Annotated in this window: 12 protein-coding genes; 10 read left to right on the top strand and 2 right to left on the bottom strand. The window is 56.5% G+C overall.

The annotated features are described in order from the left end of the window. Positions 1 to 3: 3 nt before the first annotated feature. The 3 genes from G9C82_RS20135 to G9C82_RS20125 are packed head-to-tail and all read left to right on the top strand — an operon-like array spanning position 4 to position 8,206. Positions 4 to 3,750 carry a hypothetical protein gene (locus tag G9C82_RS20135; protein ID WP_127015187.1) on the top strand — a complete coding sequence of 1,249 codons (3,747 nt, stop codon included), beginning with the start codon at positions 4 to 6 and terminating at the stop codon, positions 3,748 to 3,750. Continuing rightward, positions 3,747 to 4,367, top strand: a complete 621-nt coding sequence (locus tag G9C82_RS20130) for a BREX protein BrxB domain-containing protein (RefSeq protein ID WP_006182471.1) — start codon at positions 3,747 to 3,749, stop codon at positions 4,365 to 4,367. Before G9C82_RS20135 ends, G9C82_RS20130 begins: the two co-directional genes overlap by 4 nt. Next, a complete protein-coding gene (locus tag G9C82_RS20125; RefSeq protein WP_127015186.1) occupies positions 4,364 to 8,206 on the top strand; it encodes a hypothetical protein in 3,843 nt (1,280 codons plus the stop codon). The genes G9C82_RS20130 and G9C82_RS20125 overlap by 4 nt, the downstream gene beginning before the upstream one ends. Positions 8,207 to 8,296: 90 nt before the next feature. Here G9C82_RS20125 and G9C82_RS20120 read toward each other — a convergent pair whose 3' ends face one another. Then, positions 8,297 to 8,776: a hypothetical protein gene (locus G9C82_RS20120; protein ID WP_014865881.1), complete on the bottom strand. Its 480-nt coding sequence runs from the start codon at positions 8,774 to 8,776 to the stop codon at positions 8,297 to 8,299. A gap of 124 nt (positions 8,777 to 8,900) precedes the next feature. Between G9C82_RS20120 and pglX the strand changes: the two genes are divergently transcribed. The 7 genes from pglX (at position 8,901) to G9C82_RS20085 (ending at position 21,292) form a co-directional block, all read left to right on the top strand. After that, the gene (gene pglX, locus G9C82_RS20115) at positions 8,901 to 13,217 is read left to right on the top strand and encodes a BREX-5 system adenine-specific DNA-methyltransferase PglX (protein ID WP_127015185.1); all 4,317 of its coding nucleotides are present in this window, start codon (positions 8,901 to 8,903) and stop codon (positions 13,215 to 13,217) included. Positions 13,218 to 13,291: 74 nt separating this feature from the next. Continuing rightward, on the top strand, positions 13,292 to 13,852 hold the full coding sequence (locus G9C82_RS20110; protein ID WP_127015184.1) for a type II toxin-antitoxin system antitoxin SocA domain-containing protein: 561 nt from the start codon (positions 13,292 to 13,294) through the stop codon (positions 13,850 to 13,852). A gap of 3 nt (positions 13,853 to 13,855) precedes the next feature. Then, positions 13,856 to 14,437 carry a hypothetical protein gene (locus tag G9C82_RS20105; RefSeq protein WP_127015183.1) on the top strand — a complete coding sequence of 194 codons (582 nt, stop codon included), beginning with the start codon at positions 13,856 to 13,858 and terminating at the stop codon, positions 14,435 to 14,437. Between the two features lie 61 nt (positions 14,438 to 14,498). Continuing rightward, complete coding sequence (locus tag G9C82_RS20100) at positions 14,499 to 14,816, top strand: hypothetical protein (RefSeq protein WP_127015182.1); 318 nt, start codon at positions 14,499 to 14,501, stop codon at positions 14,814 to 14,816. 398 nt (positions 14,817 to 15,214) lie between these two features. Then, the gene (gene pglZ / locus G9C82_RS20095) at positions 15,215 to 17,380 is read left to right on the top strand and encodes a BREX-5 system phosphatase PglZ (RefSeq protein WP_127015181.1); all 2,166 of its coding nucleotides are present in this window, start codon (positions 15,215 to 15,217) and stop codon (positions 17,378 to 17,380) included. 6 nt (positions 17,381 to 17,386) lie between these two features. After that, positions 17,387 to 20,293: a helicase-related protein gene (locus G9C82_RS20090; protein ID WP_127015180.1), complete on the top strand. Its 2,907-nt coding sequence runs from the start codon at positions 17,387 to 17,389 to the stop codon at positions 20,291 to 20,293. 87 nt (positions 20,294 to 20,380) lie between these two features. After that, positions 20,381 to 21,292, top strand: coding sequence for a hypothetical protein (locus G9C82_RS20085; protein ID WP_127015179.1), 912 nt, complete (start codon positions 20,381 to 20,383; stop codon positions 21,290 to 21,292). A gap of 464 nt (positions 21,293 to 21,756) precedes the next feature. Here G9C82_RS20085 and G9C82_RS20080 read toward each other — a convergent pair. Further along, a protein-coding gene (locus tag G9C82_RS20080) for an IS630 family transposase (protein WP_206508225.1) occupies positions 21,757 to 22,883 on the bottom strand; the annotation gives its coding sequence in 2 pieces (ribosomal slippage) (positions 21,757 to 22,460 and positions 22,460 to 22,883; 1,128 coding nt in all). Positions 22,884 to 23,037: the final 154 nt, after the last annotated feature.

Here is a 23,037-nt window from a genome sequence, read left to right as displayed (position 1 = left end):
ATAATGGTCGACACAACGTGGTTTGAGGACTTACCGGAGGACTTCGAGGAATCGGTACGCATCGACCGCGAGGACCAATCTGCAGACGAGAAACGTCACCGGAAACAAGCCATCGAGTCATATCACGTTACGGCTGACTCCCAGCGGTTCCTCGAAGACTTCGTCAAACGACTGCTCGGCGAAGCAGAGGATATGCGTACGGGGTCGAACTACTGGCTCTACGGTTACTACGGGAGCGGAAAGAGCCACCTCCTAACCGTTCTGGATGGGCTGATGGATACTCAGTGGCTCCAAGATCGCTCCGACGAGGTTTGGAGTAACCTCGTCCCGAATGCGTCAGCGAGCGGGGACCTCGATACGCTCCGAACCCAGTGGGAATCCGTTCATTCCGAATATCACGTCATCCCTGTCTCAGTGAACCTGCTGAAGTATCAGGGTCAGAAGCAACGCAGCTTTAGTGAAATCGTTCTCCGGCACGCCCACCAGAATCCGATTCTCACGGGGGTCAATAACGGGGTCTCGACTGGATTGTCCTCCCAGCTTGACGTCGCATACTTCGAAGATTGGTATCAAACGACCGACGCCTGGCCGGAACGAGAGGATCGAGCTGCATCTGTCGTCGAGGGAGTGACACCGGATCAACCGCGATACGAGTGGGGAACTGACGGTCTTTGGACCGATGTCCAGGAGTTCAGTGCGCTGTCCGATGTTGTGCTTCCGAAGCTGTTCGAGGGCGTCACGGGGACACGCGATGGCTACACCGATCTCCAACCCTCGGATATTGACCCAGAAGAGGTTGTCAGTCGACTGGAAACACTGCGCCAGGAACGTGAAGCGGAGCTTGAGCAACCGGTCAAGCTCGTCCTCCTGCTCGACGAGGTGAGCCTCTTCATTGGGACTGACTTCGAGCGGCTCACCGAACTACAGACACTCGCGGAAAACGTCGACGACATCGGAGACGGCGACATTCAGCTCGTCGCGACGGCGCAGGCAAAAATCGAAGACGTCCAACCCAAGTTCGCGGCCCACGGGGCCGATTTCAGTATCGTCAAAGACCGGTTTCCACACCGGTATCAGCTTCCGAGCAAGCACGTCGGCGACATCGCCAAACGCCGGCTATTCCAGAAGTCGGAGACGGGCGAGGACGCGGTTCGGCGGGTCCTTGACGACGCCGATGTGAAACCGGGTGAGTCGCTCGTGTACAACGAAATCAAACAGAACACGAAGCCACCACTCGATGCGATTGATGATGAGGAACTCGTGGAGTTCTACCCGTTCCTTCCGTATCACGCGCCGTTGTTCCTCGAAATCCTGTTCAATCTCCGTCGAGAGGCGAACGACCCGGCAAAGTCCATCTTCTCGGGGACTGCCCGTGCCATCCTCGCACTCATGCACGGGTTGCTGGACGACTGGGTGGACGAGGGCAAGGAGGACCATATCGTCTCGCTGGTCGACTTCTTCGAGTTGATCGAGCCTGAACTCCGTGAGATCTTACCGCAGGATATGCGGGTCGTCGAGGGCGCCGAAGAGACGACCGGCATCGCTGACGAGGTAGGCGACGACGAAAGTGAGCTGCAAGAGTTCGACCTCGACGTTGCGAAGGCCGTACTCCTGCTCCAGCACGTCCACGAAATCGTTCCCCTGAACGAGGGGAATATCGCAGTCGCCGTCATGGACGACCTGAACGGCCAATCGTGGATTAGCACGACCAATCGGGTCGAGGAATCACTGGATCGACTGCAGAAGTTCATTCGACCGACGCAAGACGAAAGTGGGCCTCGCTATCGGTTCGCGACACAGGAAGAACGCCTCATCTACGACGAGACCGAGGAGAATGAAGCCGACCCCGACTGGGACGACGTCGTCGATACCTTGGACGAGCATCTCTGGAATCGCATCACCCAGGACCTATCGCTACCAGAGTCAGTCCCATACGGAGAATCCAGTGACGAGTACCCCGTTTCGTATCACTTCGGACTCGACGGGACAGCATTCGAGAGCAGTATTGAAGCCGAAGGGGGGCTGGACATCGACGTCGATGTGCAGGGCGTCCGCCCAGATATAGAACCAGAACAAACCGACGAGGACACGCTCTACTGGGAGATCGATACGGATGGCCTCCAAGATCTTCGCAAACGAATGATTGAGTGGTGGGCACTTCGCGACGCAATTGCGACGCGTGACGCCCCACCAGCCGTCGAGCGTGACCTCGAACAGCGTGCCAACGCCGTCCGAAGTAAGCTGACGAGCGCAATGATGAGTGGCTCCTATACCGTGAAAGATCGGACGGACATCGGTGGTCTCTCGAAGGCGATACAGGCCACTGTCGACGTCGCCTATCCCGACGACTTCCACCCGATGATGCTCCAGGTCGACGAAAGTCGGCTGCGGGAACTACGCGAACTCGACAGCGATGCACCGCTCCCGCCGTGGGCACGAACAATCCAAGTCCCCTCGTCGAACCAGAATGGTGGGCAGGGTAAACAGACGATTCAACGAAACGTATTGTCCCTCACCGGCCGGCAGCTGAAAGGCCGCGACGAAGGGCTCAATATGAACACCGTTCTCGACGGGATCGTTGAGGAGAAGCCATTCTACGACGAGGCCCGGCCTGCTCTCTGTGCGATCATCTGGGGATTCTGTCGGGAGGGGAGGCTACTGCCAATCAACGAAGACGGAAACACGCTGGAGGACGAAGCCGTCCTTGACCTCGATAGCCTCTCGACGACGAGGTTGAAACTCCTTCCACGTACAAACTTGAGCAAGCTGCTGGAAGAGGGTGGATTCAAAGAGACAACTGAAACGGTCGCGGATGGTCTCATCCACCTCCAAGAAGCTAACCAGCAGATTCGCTCGAAGCTGACCGGACTTCGCGAGGACGTCACGCTAGTCGTCGACACCGACGTGCGAACCGACGAAGTCGCTGGCTTACTCAATGCGTTTGCTGATGAGCTGGCGGAGCGAATCAATACTACCGAAAATCGCATCTCAACCGTCAAGTCACAAGATGACGGTATCGAGGAGGTCATCGACGAGACCAACGAGGCCCAAGAGTGGGTTGAAGAGGTAACCGACGTCTGGAACCGGCGTCTTTCGACACTACACCAGCTCGACGCGGTACTAACGATTCGAAACCGCCAGTTCGACTGGGTTGACGACGACGCTCAAGCATCTATCGAGTCCCGCTCATCTGCGGTCTCATCGTTCGATGGGGAGTGGTGGACGACCGATGGGTGGAGTACACTCTCCGGAGAATTAGTTCCCGACCTCGCACCCGAACTTAAGAGGTCGTGGAACGCGTTCGTTGACGAACGGGGCCTGCGTGAACTAGTCAGTCGTATTGAGGAGCATCCATGGATTCTTCCAGCAACTGATCTCCCCGCAGGCGTCCACGTCGCCTTCGAAGGCGAATACATCACTCCGATGCGCCACCTCCAGCAGTGGTACGAAACCATCGAGAGCGCGATCACGGTGTTGTCTACCGATCCTGATTCAGACGATATCGTCGAGATCACTGACGACGTGGCGCAGTTAGAGCCGCTCGCTGAAACCATCGAGTACAGCCCGAGTGAACTGGATGGCCGGCTCGATGAACTGTCGTCGATCGTTGGGGATCGATCGCCGGACGACGTCGATCAAATCGGTATCGTTCCTGACGATCGGCAGAAACTGAACCGGCGGTTGGAGCGTCTCGTGGAACAGCAAGATCTTGATATCGAGGAGACTGACGAAGGGGTGATTATTCGATGAGCCAGACGAGTTCGTCGCCGTATCGTGAATTCAAGGAGAAGCTACGGACATTCGCTCAGGGGCAACACGGGATTCGTAACCCGTTCGTCATCGCTGCTGTCGACCCAGCAGTCGAGCATCGGGTCGCAGATAGGCTCGCGACCTGGTCCGATGGACGAAAGGAAGCCCCAGAGATCCCTGACAACGTAACCGTCCAGCCGATCTGGCTTGACGAACTCCTGCCACGGACCGATGTGTACAAACTCCTCGTCGACCTGGGCGAACCCCTGGCTGAACTCGAGGGCGATACGTCGCCAGGTGAGCGTATCGAGGAGACGATGCAGGACCGGCTTGCTGAAGAACTTGTTCAGCAAATGATCGAACACGAGCTCAGCGAAGCCCAGCTGGAGACCCAGAGCCATGTGGTACTCTTGCTAAATCTTGGCAGTCTGTATCCGTTCACGCGTGCATCGGAACTGCTGGACGAGCTTGACCGTCGGAACGTAAAGTCTACCATCGGAATCCCATTCCCGGGGGACGTCGTCGGCGGGAAGCTGAGCTTCTTCGGCGGTGAATCACGCCATTACTATCCCGCCCACCAGATTGACGGCCAGATCCAGGGGGTGCATCTCCAATGACTATCGACGACCTCTTCCACAGCGATCCGACGCGACAGCTCGAAGAAGTACAGAAGGTCAACGCTCGCGAGCGAGCCGAGACCGACGTGAGAGAGTTCTACGAAACCGACAGTGCCGAGCAGGTCCTCGAAACGCTCGGCGAAGCTATCCAGACCCATCCCGGTGAGGCCGCGCGGTTCCTCTACATCCACGCGACGTTCGGTTCGGGGAAGACCCACCTCCTGAAGCTGGTCGGCCTCCTCGCCGACGACGAATCCGAGTTCGCCTACCTGGGTGATCGACTGGCCGAACAGTGGCCGGGGTTCGACGAACTCCAGCAGTCAATCACAGACTCTCACGTCGATCGCCTCAAGCCAGTTTTCCTCAACCTGCTTGACCGTGATGCGTCGAAAGAGCCGCCGCTGCCGTTCCTCATCTTCGAGGCGATTGGTCGGGATCTCGGATATCCGACCGACCCGAACTGGCTGCTCGAGTGGGCCTGGACGCTGGACATGGAGTACGATGGGGTCTGGGAGGCGCTTCAAGCGTTCGAGCATGACGGGAAAACATTCGACGACGTACTCTCCGAACGGGCGTCCCTCCGCAGCTGGCTCTACGAGGCGTTGCCGGCGATGGAAGAGACATCCGGGACGGAACTCAACAGTCGTTCTGGCGTGAAAGCCTCCATCGAGACCGCAGAAGCGGATGTCGATCCAGAGGAATTCGATCCCGAGGACCTCGTCTCACGGGTCGAGACTGCAACGGCGGCTCTCAACGACGGCAGCAAACGAACCGAATTGCTGCTCGGCTTAGACGAGGTGGCGCTCTTCGTCGGCGATAGTCGCCATCGCTATCGTGAGTTCGAGGATACAATGGAGGCACTGCAGCGTGGGCCGAACCCGGTCGTGGTCACTACCGGGCAGTACTCCCTCCCGGATACACGGGAGAGTCTCATCGGTGAGCCGCCCGAAGATCACTGGACGCATCAACAGGTCCGGCTTGAAGGAGCAGACACCGAGATCATTGTCCGGAAGCGATGGCTCCAGAAGTCGGATCCCGAGGGACGCGAACGTGTCGAGTCACTGGTGGCGTCGATGCCCGATCTCTCACTCGATACGTACTCGTCGGTGACGAGCGCGGATCCAGACCCAGTCGAGTCCTATCCGTTCCGCGAGTACGACCTGTCGCTCCTGCGGGCGGTGATGCAGGAACTCATCACGCAGGGCCGGTCGACCGATCGCGACTACATTCAGGGTCGAGCACTGCTCGTCCTCGTTCGGTCGCTGTTCACGAAGTTCGGGTGGGCGTCGAAGGAGGAGGGCTCGCTCGTCACGTGGGACGTTCTGTTCGACCTGTTGGTCGAGGAGACCACGTACCTCCCGCTCTGGGTCCAGGAGATGATCGACAACACGCTCGTCCCGACGTTCGACGGTGACGAGGATGCGTGGGAAGTCCGCCTCGCGAAAGGACTCTACCTTCTGAACCAGACGCCCGCTGTCCCGTCGACCCCAGAGAACCTCGGTCGGTTGATGGTCGACGACGTCACGGCGTCCGTCGACGACGTCGTCGAGCAAACCGAATCGGGACTAGAGACGCTCGTCGACAAGCAGAAGGCTCTCACCGAGACGAACGACCAAGGCGACGAGGTGTACACGCTCGTCTCCGAGGAACAGGAGAGCATCCTCAGTCGCGCGCAGGACAAGGCCGCGAAGATCTCGCCGCATCAGCTGTCGGCGTGGGTGGAAACACGGCTGCGGGAGAACGACGCGTTCTTCAGAAGTGACGGCAGCCGCCACGAGGTCGATGTCGGCGACGAGCGCCTCGTCCCACTGCGGTACGAGTACTCCATCCTCGAACCAGTCGACCGAGCCCCGTCACCCGAGTACGACGCGCTTCGCGTTCGTGTGCTGGCCGATGATCACGATACTGTCTCGGAGCAGATCGAGACGTGGCAGGACGTGAATAATGGTCGCGATGGTGGCGAGCACATCCTGATCACCGTCGACGTCCCGGAGACGATGCTGGAGCGGATCCGGAACGTCATCGGGATGGGACAAGTGTTGGACGAGGAGACCGAATCCCACGAGGAACTCGAACGCGAACACCGTGCCGACAAACGCCGCCTCGAATCCTCGGTGACGGAGATACTCAAAGACGCGTCAGTGTACACGGTACACGAACACCGTGGTGCGCGCTCGAGCGTGCTTGACAGCGTCGTCGAAGACCAGGTCAACGCTGTCTTCGGGTCGTCTCGAAAGACGCTCTCGCGGCCGCTCGTCGAGGTCGACGACGCAAAGGCGATGGCGAAGTTCTTCCGCGGGAGCGGTGAGTGGCCTCTTTCGGACGCGGACGCCGCGATGCTTGGTGTCGACACTGTCACCGCAGAAGTCGCAGATACGGGCTGGTGTCGCGAGTTCATCGAGACGTACGAGGCACAGAAATCCGTCGACGTCGAGACAATCCTCCAGCAAACTCAGACTGCCAACGGGGACTACCGCGGGACGCCACAGGAGTCGATCGCGGCGCTGCTCATTACACTTGCGACCTCCAACGAATCGGTTGCGCTCAAGCAGGATACGGAGTACGTGTCTGATCCCGCCGCCATCGGTCGACAAGTGCGGACCAAAGGGGGACTGACCTCACTCCAGGTCCGCTTCGGCGTCGAGGTTATCGATCCGAAGACGGTGCGAGAACTCGTTACGACGGTACTCGGCGAACAGCCGTCGGGTGACGGACCAGACGAGTGGCTGGGCGAGCTCGGCCAATGGGTCAATGAGAACAGTGCGACTGTCAAGCGGACGCTGAAAGGCGCCAGCCGTGAGTTCGATGTGACGCTCAGCGCCTTCGAGGCAACGGTCGACCCAGCCCTCGGCGGGGACGAGCTTTCCACGTCCGACCTCGGAAGTGAGGATGACCTCGAAACGATACTCGAGGAGGCGAAAACCTTCGCGAACGCTCGTGAACTCTTCGGCGCCAGCGAAGACGGGACGACACTCTGGGAACGGTTCAGCGACGAGCTCGACACGATGACCTCGCTCTATCCGAACGCGTCAATCACTGCCAGTATGCGAGCGACAGCGGAAGGCGATACTGTCCCCAGCGTTTCGACGGTCGAGTCACGGCTTGAGGACGCGAAGGGACATCGCGCCGACGAAACGTCGGCGCAGTACCGGCTGATCACAGGTGAGACCGTCGCTGACTCTGACCCGGAAGCCATCTGTGACGATTTGAGCGCGTGGCTCCGGTCGAACGAGGACAACGTACGAGGAATCGTTGATGGTGCTACTGATGAGTTCGACGACGTCGTGCTTGGCGACCTGGAGGACGTGTTCGAAGCTGTGTGGGCCGGTGAGGATCTGTCGGAAGGTGATGTCGTCGACTCTGCTGTCGTCCAACAGGCCGAAACGTACGAGCAGGTTCGCGACCTCCTCGACGACTCTGACGGTTCGGCTCTCTGGTCGCAGCTACGGGCAGCCGGCGAAGAGCTGCGCGAGGAGCACCCAGACTCACCGACGACGGAGTCCGTCGAGACTACGCTCGCCGCATCACGGCCACCCTCGAAGCGACGTGTGCGCCAGCTCATCGAACGGGCAAAAGACCCGAGACCGCCAGATGCGGACGACGATGCGTGGGCCGAACTTCAGATGGTCGCTGAAGAGCTGCGCCAAGAGCTTCCGAACGCCGACGTGACCGAGGAGGTTACTACGGCCGTCGACGCCGACGACAGGCCGAGTGAAGAACGTGTGAACGAACTGCTCTCAGGGGCGAGGACTGTGTTGGATCGGATTCGAGGTGTGAAAGGACAGCTGGACGATCTCGAAGAGGGAAGCATCGTCCTCTTAGAGAACAATCCTGAGTAAGACGGAAATTGAGATTCAGAGACTTCCGTGGAAGAGGGAGACGCCGGTAGTCGAAGAAATCACCAACAGTAGCTTCCCTCTATCTAATACTCACTCAGGTTCAATCTGGTCCCACTCGGCAGGGTCAGTTTGGAAGTCGTTCTGCTCTAATCGGCGAAGTTCTTGAAAGGTGTCAGAACGATCCTTGATCTCATTCCAGGCCATTCGAAATGCAGGTCGCTTCAAGTTCGATTCGATGCCATCCTGCCAGTTCTCCCACGTTTCCTTGCTAACCCGCTCCTCAAATCGCAAAAACACCTGTTCGTTCGAGAGATCGACGTAGTAGTAGAGATCAGGGAACTCCTCTTTGAATTCCTCGTCGGTCAATTCGTCCCCCAAGAGTGCTTTCACCGGTAATTCCCGAGCCAATTCTCTATATTCACGAGAGAGCTCATCTTCGAACTGGGTTGTCGCCTGTTCCTTTCGAAGCTTTACCTGCCGATATGTCAAAAATACAGTTCCAACCGCTACAACAACGGCTCCAGCCTGAATAATTGGTGCCCAGATGCGGAGGGCGTCAATCAAATCCATATGCAGGCAATTATCTCCATCGGGAAAAGTTTCGACTCAATAGTCAACCGCCATCTCCGAGTTCACCTTTCGGCAACATTAATGGTGGTTGTGTGATTCGGACATAGCATACACATTACCTCCTATGGAAAGCGATTCTCTCTCCCAGCGGAAGGCTCAATTGGACAAAGAAGAACGTGAACACCTCGAAGACATCGTCACCGAGATGCGCGAGCGCGTCGAGGACAACGTCGAGTTCCAGCTCACGCAGAACGGTCTCGACGACGAGCCCGAGGACATCGACTCGCTGGACGAGGACACCCAGCAACTCGTAGAGGCGATCGAACTCGAAGCCGTCGACGGCGAAACTTGGTCTGAAGCCTTCGATCAGTACGTCACGGGTGTGGGATACACCATCGTCAATCGCCTGGCAGCACTGCGCTGCATGGAAGTGCGGGGGTTCATCGACGAGGAGGTCACCGTCTTCAAGGATAACGGTCTGACGCCCGCCGCCGAGACCCTCGTCCATGAGGAGTTCCTGCTGGAGGACGAAGCCATTCTGGAGGCGTATCACAACGCCTGTGACGAACTCGCTGAGGAAATCGAGATTCTGTTCGATCGCTCCTCAGCGTACAGTCTCATCGATCCCGACGACGATACCTTCGAGGAACTCTGCGGGATGCTCGACAGTGTTGAAGACGTAGTTTGGCGGGCCGACGACGTGCTCGGCTGGGTCTACGAATACTACAACGTCAAACTTCTCGACGATCTGCGTCGCAAGGGCGACCGCGAAGGGCTTGATCCCGAGGACGTCCCGCCGGCGAACCAGTTCTACACCCCCCACTGGGTCGTCCGGATGCTCACCGACAACTCCCTCGGAAAGCTCTACCTCGAACACACCGGCGAGCTGCAGGAGGTCGTCGACACCCAGGATTCGTTGGCTCCCGAGGAGCGCAAAAACCGCCCACTCTCACCGGACGAGTCGCCCGACATCGCCGACTTCTGTACCTACCTCGTTCCGAGTGAGGAAGCAGGCGATCCGACCGACTTCGACCACCCTCGGGAGCTGCGGGTCATCGACCCGGCATGTGGCAGCGGCCACTTCCTCCTCTACGCCTTCGACGTGCTCGAACGCATCTGGCGCGCCGAAACAGACCTCCCAACCGAGCAGATTCCCAGAAAGATTCTGCAGCACAACCTCTACGGCGTCGACCTGGATATGCGGGCCTGCCAGCTCGCAGCGTTCAATCTCTACCTCAAAGGTCGCACCCGGGCCGAAGCCGAGGGCGCCGATGGCTTCGATATGCCGGAGGTGGGAATCGTCTGTGCCGACGCCTCCATCGCGGAGATCGACGGCGTCGAGGCGGTGTTCGACGAGGTCGCCGGCGACGATCCCGAGGTCCAGCAGGCGCTTGAGCGCATCCTCGACGCTTTCGAGGAGGTCCACGGTCTCGGCAGCTTGCTCGACGTGCGCGGCACCCTCGGCGACCTGTTCGAGGACGACGCCGACATCGGTGGTACACAGCTGACCCTTGGCGACGACCCCCGCGAGAGCCACACGCTTGGACAAGTGCTACACAGCCTCCGCGAGGCTGTCGAGGAGCACCGCGAGACTGGTTCGTTCTTAGCCCAGGACCTGCGGAGTTTTGTTCGGCTGTTGGACATTCTGGCCCAGGATTACGACGTTGCGCTGATGAATCCGCCGTATGGTGGTGGAGGAAAGATGCCGGACGTTGTCCAGAATTATGTCCGAGAGAACTACCAATACAAAGCAAACTACTATGTATCATTCTTTGAAGTATGTGAAAATCTAGTCGCAGATTCTGGACGAGTCGGTATGCTAATCCCCCGGTCATTCCTATTCAAAGGCCGATTTACCAAATTCAGGACTGACTTTGTCGGGTCGAAGGGAGGGTTCGATTTCCTAGCTGAATTTGGCCTAGGAGTACTGGATAATGCAACTGTGAGAACTGTCGGTAGCGTAGTCAGAATTGGAGGCGAACCAAACCCCACGGGTATATTCTACCGTCTCTACGACCTTCCAACGGAAAGAAAGGAGTCTGGGTATATAGACACTCTATCTGATCAGGATACGGATGTTCAGAGGGAATTCTCGGTTGAGCTGAATGAATTCGCAAAAATCCCTCGAACCCCGATATGCTACTCAACCCCCTCCGAAATCCGTGATTTATACTCCACCGACCAGTTTATTGATGCTGATCAAGCAGGTATCCAAGGTGATTCTATTGGAGATGCGGTTTCTGGACTAGTTACTGGAGGAGATAGTCGATTTGTAAGAAGATTCTGGGAGACCGAGAATAACGAAAGATTCCAACCACTTGCGTATGGTGGCTCTGATGCGTGGATTACCCCAAAAATTCAGGATGTCGTGGAATGGGGCGAGGATGGCTCAGTAATCAAACGATCAAGCGTATCGGCTCGGACCCCTAACGATGAATTCTATGGTCATCCGGGGCTGACATGGACAAGAATCAAAGACACTGCTAGACGTTTCGGATATTATGGGGGTGGGCTTTTCGAAACAAGTAGTTTCATGCTCTTCCCAGCGGATGGAGAGATACTGTGGAATTTGCTTGCAGCACTGAATTCTGACTTGTATACTTCGCTATTCCTATCACAAACCCCTGAGAAAGAATGGGATGCTGATGTTCTTGGCTGCTTACCGTGGAATTGCGAACTTGAGAACATCTCAGAGCTAGAAACCTCGACTAAGAAACAATACCGACTTGTTGTTGAAAAACAGATTCGTGATCCAACAAGTCCCTACTATATTCATCCCCCGATCTATCCTGAGACGGATTCTGGTTTCTTTTACAACCACCCACATACAGACCTAGTCGAGGACGAATTAGATCTGGACAGAGGTGGTAACAACCCAGACTCAACTATTCTAGAAGCAAGTAGACTGCAGAATAAGCGAGATCTCCGACAGCAAAAGCAATTGGAGCAGCTGTCTCAGAATGTCAGCCAATCTGTGTTTGATGCTGTTGACCTTAGCCAAGAATCACGCGAGGCGGCTCTCACAGAAATCTTCCTCCGAACGTCCGAATCCCCCGAGGACCGCGAGATCCCGGACCCCGACTCCGTCCCCGAAACCCCGGAGAACATCGAGCAGCAGGTCAAGGACCTCGTCCACCACTTCGCGATGGAGGCCGTCCGGAAGGAGGACGACGGCATCGTCCCCCTCCACGGTGTCGACGGCCAGCCGAACATGCTGGACCGAATTGTCGAGCGGTTCGAGGACGCCTACGGGGAGCACGCCGAAGACCGACTAGTCGAGGTCGACGAGATTCTTGGCGCCGAGTCCGCCACTGAGGAAGCCTATCCGAACCTCCGGGCGTGGATTGAGGACGACTTGTTCGACTATCACGTGAACCGGATGGAGAACACGCCCATCGTCTGGAAGCTGACGACCGAGCGCTTGCTTGCCGACTCAACCGGCGAGGGGTTCGCGTGCTTCCTCGATTACCACAGCCTCGATTCGGGGCTGTTCGACCGTCTCTCGAATCAGTATCTCGAACCGCGGAAGGCCGAACTCCGGGAGCAGCGCAGCGCCGCGAACCGTCGCCGGAGCGACGAGTCGCTGTCCGCCAGCGAGCAAGCAGAGGCAGCCGAGCAGTACGAGCGCTGTGCGAGCGGGCTCGACCAGATCGCTGTCTTCGAGGACGTCGTGCAGGAGCTCGGGAGCGTCGACGAACGCGAGTTCGACGAATCGGATCGTGCGCTGGTGGAGGACCTCGCGCCGAAAGTCGCCGTGTTCCGCGAGGAGACCCGCGAGCGCGTAGACACGCTCGAGGAACTGCACGAGCGCAAGGACTCGACGTGGTTCAAGGATACCTTCTCGGAGAAATTCTGGGAGACCGTCGACGAGTGGCGCGACGAGTGGCTCGACGCGCTTGCGGAACTCGAAGGTGCCTGTGAAGCATACGCCAAGCCGACCGACGAGCCTGTAGAAGCACACCTCGCCGACCTGTTCGACTACTTCAACTGGCGGCTCAAGGGTTCGGACCACTACTCCAGTTCAGGCATCCTGTTCATGACCTACTACTTCGAGCGTGAAGGTTCCGACCTGCTCAACGAGAACGGACAACCCCACGATCACCTCTCCGAAGACGAACGCCGCCTCGCTTCGTTGGCAATGGGGCTTGACGATGTCTCCATAGTAGACGAGGAGTACCTCGAAGCAGTCGCCGACGACAAGAACGTGGATGACATCGAGGATCTACCGCCGCTGGCCGGGTTCAAGGCGCTGGCCGAAGAGATCGACGACCGCTGCCAGACAATCGACAAGCGCGTTCCATCGGACTGGGCTGACCGCGCGCTCTCAGAGATAACGACTGCAGGCTACCAGCCGAACCACAAGCACGGCGTCGAAATCAACATCACACCGCTCGCCGACGCCGAGATTGTCCCGAAAACCGTCGACGATGATGTGCTCTAACTCGCAAATTGACCGGGCATATCTGTTATACACCAAACTTATGCCCATTCCCGCCTGACGTATAATAGAGAGTTATGTCCACACCAGAATCCTCTCCGGATCGCTCTGTCGATCTTGACGAGGATGACTGGGAGGAACTCAAGGAGATAATCATCGAGTTCCTCTCCAAGTACGATGCACTCTATGAGAAGCGAGTGCAGAAGCTGATTTTCTACTGTGAGATCAAGACCGCTATCAAGACCGGACAGCGGCTAACCGATGCCACGTTTATGCCGTACGATTACGGTCCTTATTCCAGAACCGTTACTGCAGCCCTCGAGGAGCTGGATGAGGAGGGGCGAATCTCCGTTCGGGATAACGGTCAGTATGCGACTGCCCTCGATGGCGGCTCCCTATCGCCGAAAAAGAAGTATCTGATCGAACGGTTCCACGAGGAAACGAAGCGGATGAGCACTGACGAGTTAGTCGACCGCGCAAAGGATACCTGGCTGTGGAAGCATTTCGAATATTCCGAGGACATGGACTTTGCGACGTATATCGATGACGTGATTATGTCTCCGGAAGTCCGTCATTGCTTGGAAGACCCTGACCGGGATCCTGTCGACGAGCCGGATCTGGAGCGATTGCTTTCCTGATGGATGTGTGAAATTCCGACGGATACTCCCTGGGACATCAACTGGGATCGGGATTTCGAAGCCACCGTCCAAGAGCTAAAACAGAGTGGCTCCTTCGATACGTACCGGAAGAAAATCATCCGGATTATGCGCAATCCGGTTCGCGAGGGGTCCTACAAGAGTGAAAACCTGAAAGGACTCAAGACGGCCCATATACCGGGAAACCGGCAGCATATCATCTGTTTTGAGATCACTCCGGGGATCAACGATGAGTCCCAGAAAGACGATCTCGAAGAGCTGTACTTCCATTTCATCGACCATTGGGACAACTACGATTCAGCATTAACGCGCCGTGACCCTGCAGATCAGGAAGATGGATTCGAGATCCACATCCCGTATTACGGTGGCCCATTCGACGTTGAGAAAGTAATCCACACGGTCTATCAATCTGCGAAGGAGCATGACGGACTTCGAGTCGCTGCTCAAGAATGGGACGACGAGTACGTAAGAATGACCGGAGAGGCAGATCCGGATGTTAGACACGTATTCGATGAGATTCTACCTGACGCTGCAACCATAGAATACGACGAGAACACGCTATTTTGAGGCGCTCTGGTGACCTCCGAGGTCCCCGAGGTTTTTAGAATTCCTACGGTTGAATTGAGGTATGACAAAACGAGGAACAATTCTAGAGTGGGCGATTGAACGGAGCTTCAAGGCAAAAACAGGAATCCTGTTTTTCGGAGCGATATTGATCTTAGTGGGTACTGAGCTACGGATTGACTATCCGCTCGCCGGTTACTCTCTGACGTTTGTAGGCTTAGTAACTGACTGGGGAATTGTCTACCTTGTTTACCGTGAAATAAGCCAGATCCGAGATGAGGTTGAACAAACGAAATATGAGATCGAAGATGCTCGGTCAGAACTTGAGGATACAAGATCACTAGCTGAAGAAGCAGAGGAAAAGGCAGGAACTTGGAGATGAACCAGAAAGTTAGTCTCTATTGAAATCCTCAGCAAATCGCATAATTTGACAGTTTTTCTATCAATAAGAGACTCACTGGACTTCAAATTGTTACCCTTTCTGCCGTTCTATTTGTCCAAGGGCCGCAGCACCGCAGAGAGACACAGACAATTTTGAATATCGAGTTCCGAAGGACGTCAGTTCTCCATCTCGTTTTCACCGCCAGTTTAGTCGTGGTTCTCTGATTGTTGAGGTACATTAAAGGCAATTGTGTGGGTCCTTTAGTGTACGAATCAACCTCATATGGGATATGATGCTCATCTGTGTCGGTGTCCTACGTTGATTGAGAGTCAATTGACTCCTCAGCTAATTCCAAGTATCCAAGTGAACTATCCAACGGACGGCATGAAGCGATAATTATGCCCGCAACGAAGACCCTTCCGCAGTGTGCTGAAGACGCCATCGAGACTGCCATCGACGAGGCAGCCGACAAAGACCCAGTCGTGCTCTGGTGGGACGACGGTGGCTACCTTCGCGACGTCGTCGAGAGCGTAAGCCACTCGCTGGGCTGTGAGTTCCACGCAGCCGAACAGACGCCACTTGAGCTGCGCGCCGACGCACCCCGAGACCGAACCGTCTGGTACGTACCACAGGCCCACAGCGACGACGTAGACTGGTTCAAGGATGTCGAGAACACCGGCGGTGTCGTCGAAGCGCACATCGGCAAGCTCGCCGCACGCTGCTTCGAGAACGACCGCATTCAGGCGGCGTCGATCCGCACGGCCTACGAGGACGTCGGCAAAGGTGACCGCGAACAGGTCGCCAAAACGCTCTTCCAAGAACTCAACGGCGATGGCGGTCTCCCAACGCTCCAGGGCCTCCAGACGAAGATCGTCCTCGATGGCCACGAGGACCCGGTTCAGTTCGTTCTCGAACACGGCGCCGAGAACCTTCCCGACGAGACCGGCGAACTGCTACAGATTCGCGATCTGTTGATCGACAACGGCGTCGCCGCCGTCGACGGCGTCACCGACGAGGACGTGCTCGTGACGCGTACGCGGCGCTGGGCCGTCGCCGAATGGCTCGTCGAAGAAGGACTCGACAAGTCGCTCCTCGACGCCGAATACCGACCCGAGTCCAGTTCGGGACTCGGAATCTCTCGACCTGAACTCCAGTCGCTACTGAGCAAGGTCGACCCAGAACGGGCCGAAGAGCTGGCGCACGTGTACCTCGATCCGGACGCGCAGTTCTGGCACGACATCCTTCGGTCCTACGACGACCCGTGGGAACTGTCCGACTGTCCCGTCGACGCCTCGCTCGAACACGAACTCTGGAACGAGTGGCTGCAAGCGTTCCACGACGGGGAGTACGAGACGTGTACGACCCGAGCGGCCACACGCTACCAGCGTCTCGAAACGACCTACGGTGACGTCCCGTGGACGAGCGTCTGGAACCAGGCTGTCGAGGTTGCCAAGCTTGCACACGAACTCGAAACATGGGAAGAACGCGGCGATACGACTGACGTCGTCGACCTCTACGGTGACGTCGACGATGGGACTTGGCAAATCGACAACGCCGTGTTCAACCTCATCATCTCGGGCGAGCCCGAGCACGGTCTCCCCGAGGAGCATCCCGCGACGGCGAGTCTCGACGACCTGCGCACGTCGTTGACTGAGTCACGCTACCTCGACTACCTCAGCGACCTCGGCGACTTGGTCGTCGACCAGATCGAGGCAGGCTCACCGTTCGTCGGCGAAAACTACGCCCACCAGTTCTTCGACCAAGAGCAAGAACACCTCCAAAGTGGCCAGAGCGTCGCGTTGTTCATCGTCGACGCGCTACGTTTCGACCTCGCTCACGAACTGGCAGAATCTGTCCGTCGTGAACTCCCCGGCCTCGAAGTCGACGAGACCGCGTGGGTCGGAACACTCCCCTCGGATACTGAGTTTGGGAAGGCAGCACTCACACCCGGGAGCAAGTTCAGCTTCAACATCGAACTTGACGACGGGGAACTCGTTCCGGAACGCAACGGCCGCGAGATCACTAACTACCAGCGCGAGAAGATGCTGAAGGACGATGGCTGGAGTTACATCATGCAGAGCGAGGACGACGCCTCGGGATGGAGCAACACCCGCGTCGCGTACTACTGGAACGATCTCGACAAAGCTGGTGAAAAAGAGCTAACCGACTTCGAGGCGCTGTTCAGCGACCGTATCGAGAAGATATCAGACATCATCTGCGAGAAGCTCGACCAGGGAGAGTGGGACCGCGCATACATCCTCGCCGACCACGGCTTTGTCTCGCTTCCCCAGAGCATCGATCTTGATGGCATCTATCCACCGGACGAGGCGGAGCAGGTGACCCGCCGTTGGGTGGCCGGAACAGACATCGACGAGGATGCACCTGGCGTCCTCCTCGATGAGAACACTCATCTCGGCTACCTTGACGATGACACGAAAATTAGTGTCCTCGCTGATCCGATTCAGCGCTTCCGCAATCAGGGAATTCCCGATGCTCGCTTCTACCACGGTGGGGTTCTCCCACAGGAATTCGTGCTAAACTTCGTCACGATCACGCAGGAATGACCGCTTATGACTAACTTCGATCCCGGTGATACGGTCCTCCTCAATGGACGCACTGCCGAGGTCATTAAGACCTACTCCGTCGGCGATCTCGACTACCTCCGGGCTTACGTCGAAGACGCCGGCGTGAAAACCGTCTGTATCGACGACGTCGAGGTCGAGCCAAAACGCGATCAACTTGGTGAACTGCGCTCGGCGTCAGCCGAACAGCTACATCCCGACCACGAATTGGTCTCGGCCGAGTGGTTCGACCTACGTTCGCAAGCCCTTCAGCTTCAGATCGCCCACGAGCAGGGACAACTACTGAGCATCTCGAACTCGCTGGTTCGCCTCGAACCCTACCAGCTCGCCGCGGTCAACTGGGTGATGCAGAAGCTGCGCCAACGCGCGCTCATCGCCGACGACGTCGGCCTCGGGAAGACCATCGAAGCGGGTCTCATCCTCAAAGAGCTCACCGCTCGCAACCGTGCTGACCGTGTCCTGTTCGTCGTCCCCGCCCACCTCCAGAAGAAGTGGATTCGGGACATGGACCGATTCTTCGACATCGACCTCACGCCGGCCGACCGACAGTGGGTCGAGGGTGAACGCCGGCGACTCGGCGAGGAGGCCAACATCTGGGACCAAGACCACCAGCAGATGGTCACCAGTCAGGCCTTCCTCCGACAGGACGAGTTCCAGCCTGCCCTCGAGGGAGCGTTCTGGGACGTCGTGATAGTCGATGAGGCACACAAAGCCGCCAAACGGGGTGAGTCCCCCAGTAAGACGTCGAAGATGGTCGAACGGGTCGCCGGTAACTCTGACTCCTTGCTGCTCCTCAGCGCGACCCCACACGACGGCAAGGGCGAGGCGTTCCGCTCGCTCGTCGAGTACATCGATCCCTTCCTCGTCGCTGAGGACCAAGACCTCTCGAAGGAGGCCGTCGACCGCGTGATGATTCGTCGCGGGAAGCAAACGCTGTACGACGATGACGGCGAGCGCATCTTCCCCGACCGTGAGGTCAACACCGTTCCCGTGGAGATGACCCACGATGAGCGGCAGTTCTACCGGGCCGTTACTGACTACGTCCAGAACGTCTACAACCGCTCCGAGAAGCTGAACGAGCCAGCGGTCGGGTTCGCGATGGCACTGATGCAGAAGCGCCTTGTCAGCAGCATCGGCGCCATCCAAGCGACGCTGAGTCGTCGTTTGGGTGACCTCGTCGATGAGCAGTCGACCTCCACGAGCCTCTCGGAGGAAGCGTCCGCGTACCTCGACGGCGAGGATCTCGACGAAGAGGACAAACAACGAGCCGAGGAGGAACTCTCGGCGCTGACCGTCACCGAGAGCGATGCGCAACTCGAAGAGGAGATCGAAACGCTCCGCGACCTCGTCTCACTCGCCGAGGGCATCTCCGTCGACTCGAAGGCCCAGAAGGTCCGCCGCTACATCCAGCAGTTGCTAGAGGAGCAACCCGACGAGAAACTCCTGCTGTTCACCGAGTATCGGGACACGCTGGATTACCTCCTCGACCTCGTGAAGGACGAACCTTGGGCCGACGAGATCCTCGTCATCCACGGTGACGTCGACAAGGAGGAACGCGCCCGCATCGAGGAGGAATTCAACCACGGCCAGTCCCGGCTGCTATTTGCGACCGACGCAGCGAGCGAGGGGATTGACCTCCAGCACAGCTGCCACATCATGGTGAACTACGAGCTGCCGTGGAACCCGAACCGCCTGGAGCAGCGCATCGGCCGGCTCCACCGCTACGGCCAGGACAAGGAGGTCAAGGTCTGGAACTTCACGTTCGAGGACACTCGTGAGGGCGAGATCTTCGACATGCTCCAGAACAAGGTCGAGAACATCCGCGGCAAACTCGGCAACACGGCTGACGTGTTGGGGATGCTCGACGACATCAACGTCGACTCGCTCATCATGGAGTCCATCCAGAACGACGAACCAGCGAGTGCAACCAAGGAGGAACTCGAGGAGCTCATCGACGAGCGTCAACGTACGCTCCAGGAGTGGTACGAACGCAGCCTCATCGACACGAGTACGTTTGACCGGGAGAGCCGAGAGAAGATTCAGGAGGTGATGGACGAGTCCGAGGATGTCTACGGGACGGAGGCCGACATCCACGAGTTCGTTGAGCGCGGCGTCGAGGCGCTCGGTGGCAACGTCGAGAAAGCCGGGAGCAACCTCTACAGGGCCCAGCTGCCACGCTCCCTACGTCAAGGAACGGACGAGGAGTACGGGCCATTCACCTTCAGCCGAGACTTCGCGATGGACCACGATGGTATCGACTACGTCTCACCCGATGATGATCTGGTCCAGCGGCTTATGCAGCAAATCCTGGATAGTGAGCACGGCGATGTTGGCCTAAAGCTCCTCCCGTTCGTCGACGAGCCAGGGATTGCGTACAACTACCGCGTGACGTTCGAGGACGGGACGGGCGAGGTAATCCGGGAAGATATGATCCCCGTGTATGTCGATGCCCACCATCAAGACCCCCGGCAGCGGATGGGTCAGCGTGTTGTTCAGGGTGACAGTATCAAAGGGTCGCCCGACGCTGACCGGGTACGATCGCTGATACAGAGTCAGGGTCAGCTTCGAGAAGCCGCTGACCGGTACATCAGCCAGCAAGTTACTTCCTTAAGAGAGGAACTACACGAACGCCGCCGAGAGGAGACCCAGCAAGAACTAGATGACCTTGAGGAGTATGCGGAAGCTGAACGACGGCGGATCGAGGAGTTTATCGAGAACTACGAGCGGAAAGCAGAGGCTGGGTCGAATATGGACATCGCGATCCGGGGTCAACAAGAACGGCTCAACAAACTTGAGCAACGTATCGAAGCCCGGCGTCAAGAATTGCAGCGGAAGGCTCGAGTCATTTCTCTCGCGCCCGAAGTTGAGAACCTTTGCTTTGCTCTCACGGTCTAATCGACTATAGAAAGTTAGTGAAAACCCTGCTTCTGGATTATGTAATTATGATAAGCCCTAATAAATAGACTCTACTCCAATTATCTAATGCCAAATGCACCTGACGCCATATTAGAGCTTCAGAACGAAATAGAGGAACTGAAAAGTCGTAAAAACGAGGTAGCGGAGAGACTTCAAGAAGTAGATTCTAGACTAAATAATAGTGATGCTGATAACCCAAGTGATTTAGTTCAGAAAAAACAACAATTGGAGCAGGAGCTTGAGGGATTAAATGAGGCAATTGTCACTAATGAAGAGAAAATATCTGAGTTAGAGGGTACTGACGAAGCCAAAGAAGACCTATCTGATGTGGCGAAACAAGCAGATTCCTTAATTTCTGATTTGAATGATGAGTATGATACGATCCAAAACAAGCAAGATCTGATTGATGATAGAATTGATGAGATAGATACCAAACAAGAAGCACTTAATGAATTAGAGGAAACTGCGAGAGGATTGTTGGAAAAGTCAACTGGCGCAGCGCTTGGTGCGCAATTCTCTGAGCGAAAGTCCGAGCTAGAAGAGAGCTTGAAATATTGGAAAGTAGCATCAATTTTGTCTATCGCATTCCTACTGGGGTCAGCAGTTGTACTATATTATAATATTATAAATGGTAGTGCAGATCCGCTATCCAACGTTTCTAAGATTGCACTAATACTTCCAATTTCGGTCGCAGTCTGGTTTTCTGTATCCAACTACAATAGACAAAAGAGGCTAATGGAAGAATACGAATTTAAGGCGAGAATGGCTCTGTCTCTCACCGGATTTAGAGAAGTTTTACAAGATGAGATAGGTGATGAGAATGATGATCTAATTGCAGAATTTATCATTGAAACTATGGATAAAATATATGCTAACCCACAAATAAATATACAATCTGACAAAGGCAGCAATCAGGACATGCCCCTTACTAACGGTCAGGCTCCCTTGGTCGAATTTATTAAACGCCTTGGGAAGTAGTCACAATAATACCGAGATTACCTATCGTCTTCAAATACTCTCATACCCTACTTCGGGTGCTACATGCCCTATATACAAAACTCCGGCCGAGACTACACTGGTCGTGATTCTTACGCTCTAAGCATCACCAGAATAGCATGATTTTACCTCTGCCCGATCCAGATATACTACTTTCTATAGCTCCAGCCGGACCTTGAGAGCTGTGTCCTGTGACCGATCCGTATCCTTGATCGACGGCATTACGTCCGATAGAGGAGATTGTGCCGACAGTTTCTGTACCGACTTCATCCAGATCTTCCTCGACCGTTTTTTCTCCGGCGCTGGGAAGCCTGTTTGTACAAAGCTTCTCAATGGAGTCGACTACCGGGGTTTCGTCTTCCAGTTGATCTGTAAAAGCGTATTCTAGCAGTTTTTCAACTTGATTGTCAATTACGTTGAGGCCTCGTGTCGCAGCTAGTGCTCTGTCAATCGTCAATTGATGGGTACAGTCGCCGTAGTTTGATCCGTGCGTCTTCGGAAGTGAATCGCCAGTCAATGTCGGTATCCTCGCTATTCAGGGAATTCTTCCACGCGGCGACCTCCTGATGGAGTGTCGCCGCGTCCGGAATACGTCGATCAAGGCACTGCTGTTGGAGGCGGTTGAACTCGATTTCGGCCATGTTGAGCCAGCTCCCGTGGACTGGCGTGAAGTGGAATTCGAGTTTGTCCAACAGCCGGCGTGCCTCGCCTGGGTCGAAGTACTCGTAGAATGCTGCCGGTTTGTGTGTGCTGAGATTGTCCAGCACCACCCGGATGCAGTCCGCATCCGGGTAGTGCTCATCCACGAGAGACTTCATGAAGGTCACCCAGTCTTCGGTTGTCCGGCGGTCTTTGACTGTAACGGTTCGCCAGCCTTCGAGCGGTTCCGAAGCGAGAAAGAGATTTTTCGTGCCCTGTCGCTCGTAGTGATAATCTTCACGTGCGACCGTGCCCGGCTCTGCCGGGCGCGGGTCGCGCACGTGTGCGACGAGTTGAACAGGGTGTTCGTCGAAGCAAACGAGCGGTCGATCTGGATCGTACGGTTCCTGGTACAGCGAGAGTACTTCTTCCATGTGGTAGACGAACTCGGTACTTTGTCCAGGCGGGATCACCCATTGCTTGGATCGGTGAGGCTTGAGTTCGTTTTTTTGAGTGTTTTGCGGACGGTCTCGTGCGAAACCGACTCAACGTCGGTTTCTTCGAGGGCGACAAGCTCGTCTGCAAGCAGACGAAGTGTCCAACGACGGCGGCCATCCGGTGGATCACCACAAGCGAGTGCGATAAGGTGAGCTTCATCCTCACCGTTGAGCTTGCGCTCGTACTCGCGGTCGGGATCGCGGCGATGAATCCCCGCGATCCCGTGCTTATTATAGCGTTTTCTGGCTCGTTGGGCTGTGATCGAACTACAGTCAAGGACTTCAGCGATCTCTGGATCGCTGAGGTCTTCGTCCGCTCGAAGTAGCGCTCTGGCTCGAGTGATCGCTTGAGCGCTCCGTTTGCCATGAGAGACAAACGACTCGAGTTCCTCCCGCTCATCTTCCGACAGATCAACCGTGTACTTCTTTTTTCCCATACGTCTACGTTGTCGTCTAGCCTTATCAATCTATAATTGACAGAGCACTAGTACGTCTCTATCACTGATTGCTGCCCGGATGATGGATACAGGTACGAGAAACGAGTCTGTCTCCGATAGATCATTGTCCGCGGCCTCACGTTTGACGATATCA

The sequence above is a fragment of the Haloarcula sp. R1-2 genome (assembly GCF_011627385.1).
Lineage (GTDB): Archaea > Halobacteriota > Halobacteria > Halobacteriales > Haloarculaceae > Haloarcula > Haloarcula marismortui.
Note: the sequence above shows the minus strand (reverse complement) of the source record. Positions and strands in the feature narration are given on the sequence as shown.

Bases quoted from the DNA above. Each gene is read 5' to 3' on its own strand.
- G9C82_RS20135 (WP_127015187.1), top strand. From the start codon at position 4: ATGGTCGACACAACGTGGTTTGAGGACTTACCGGAGGACTTCGAGGAA.
- G9C82_RS20130 (WP_006182471.1), top strand. From the start codon at position 3,747: ATGAGCCAGACGAGTTCGTCGCCGTATCGTGAATTCAAGGAGAAGCTA.
- G9C82_RS20125 (WP_127015186.1), top strand. From the start codon at position 4,364: ATGACTATCGACGACCTCTTCCACAGCGATCCGACGCGACAGCTCGAA.
- G9C82_RS20120 (WP_014865881.1), bottom strand. From the start codon at position 8,776: ATGGATTTGATTGACGCCCTCCGCATCTGGGCACCAATTATTCAGGCT.
- pglX (WP_127015185.1), top strand. From the start codon at position 8,901: ATGGAAAGCGATTCTCTCTCCCAGCGGAAGGCTCAATTGGACAAAGAA.
- G9C82_RS20110 (WP_127015184.1), top strand. From the start codon at position 13,292: ATGTCCACACCAGAATCCTCTCCGGATCGCTCTGTCGATCTTGACGAG.
- G9C82_RS20105 (WP_127015183.1), top strand. From the start codon at position 13,856: ATGTGTGAAATTCCGACGGATACTCCCTGGGACATCAACTGGGATCGG.
- G9C82_RS20100 (WP_127015182.1), top strand. From the start codon at position 14,499: ATGACAAAACGAGGAACAATTCTAGAGTGGGCGATTGAACGGAGCTTC.
- pglZ (WP_127015181.1), top strand. From the start codon at position 15,215: ATGCCCGCAACGAAGACCCTTCCGCAGTGTGCTGAAGACGCCATCGAG.
- G9C82_RS20090 (WP_127015180.1), top strand. From the start codon at position 17,387: ATGACTAACTTCGATCCCGGTGATACGGTCCTCCTCAATGGACGCACT.
- G9C82_RS20085 (WP_127015179.1), top strand. From the start codon at position 20,381: ATGCCAAATGCACCTGACGCCATATTAGAGCTTCAGAACGAAATAGAG.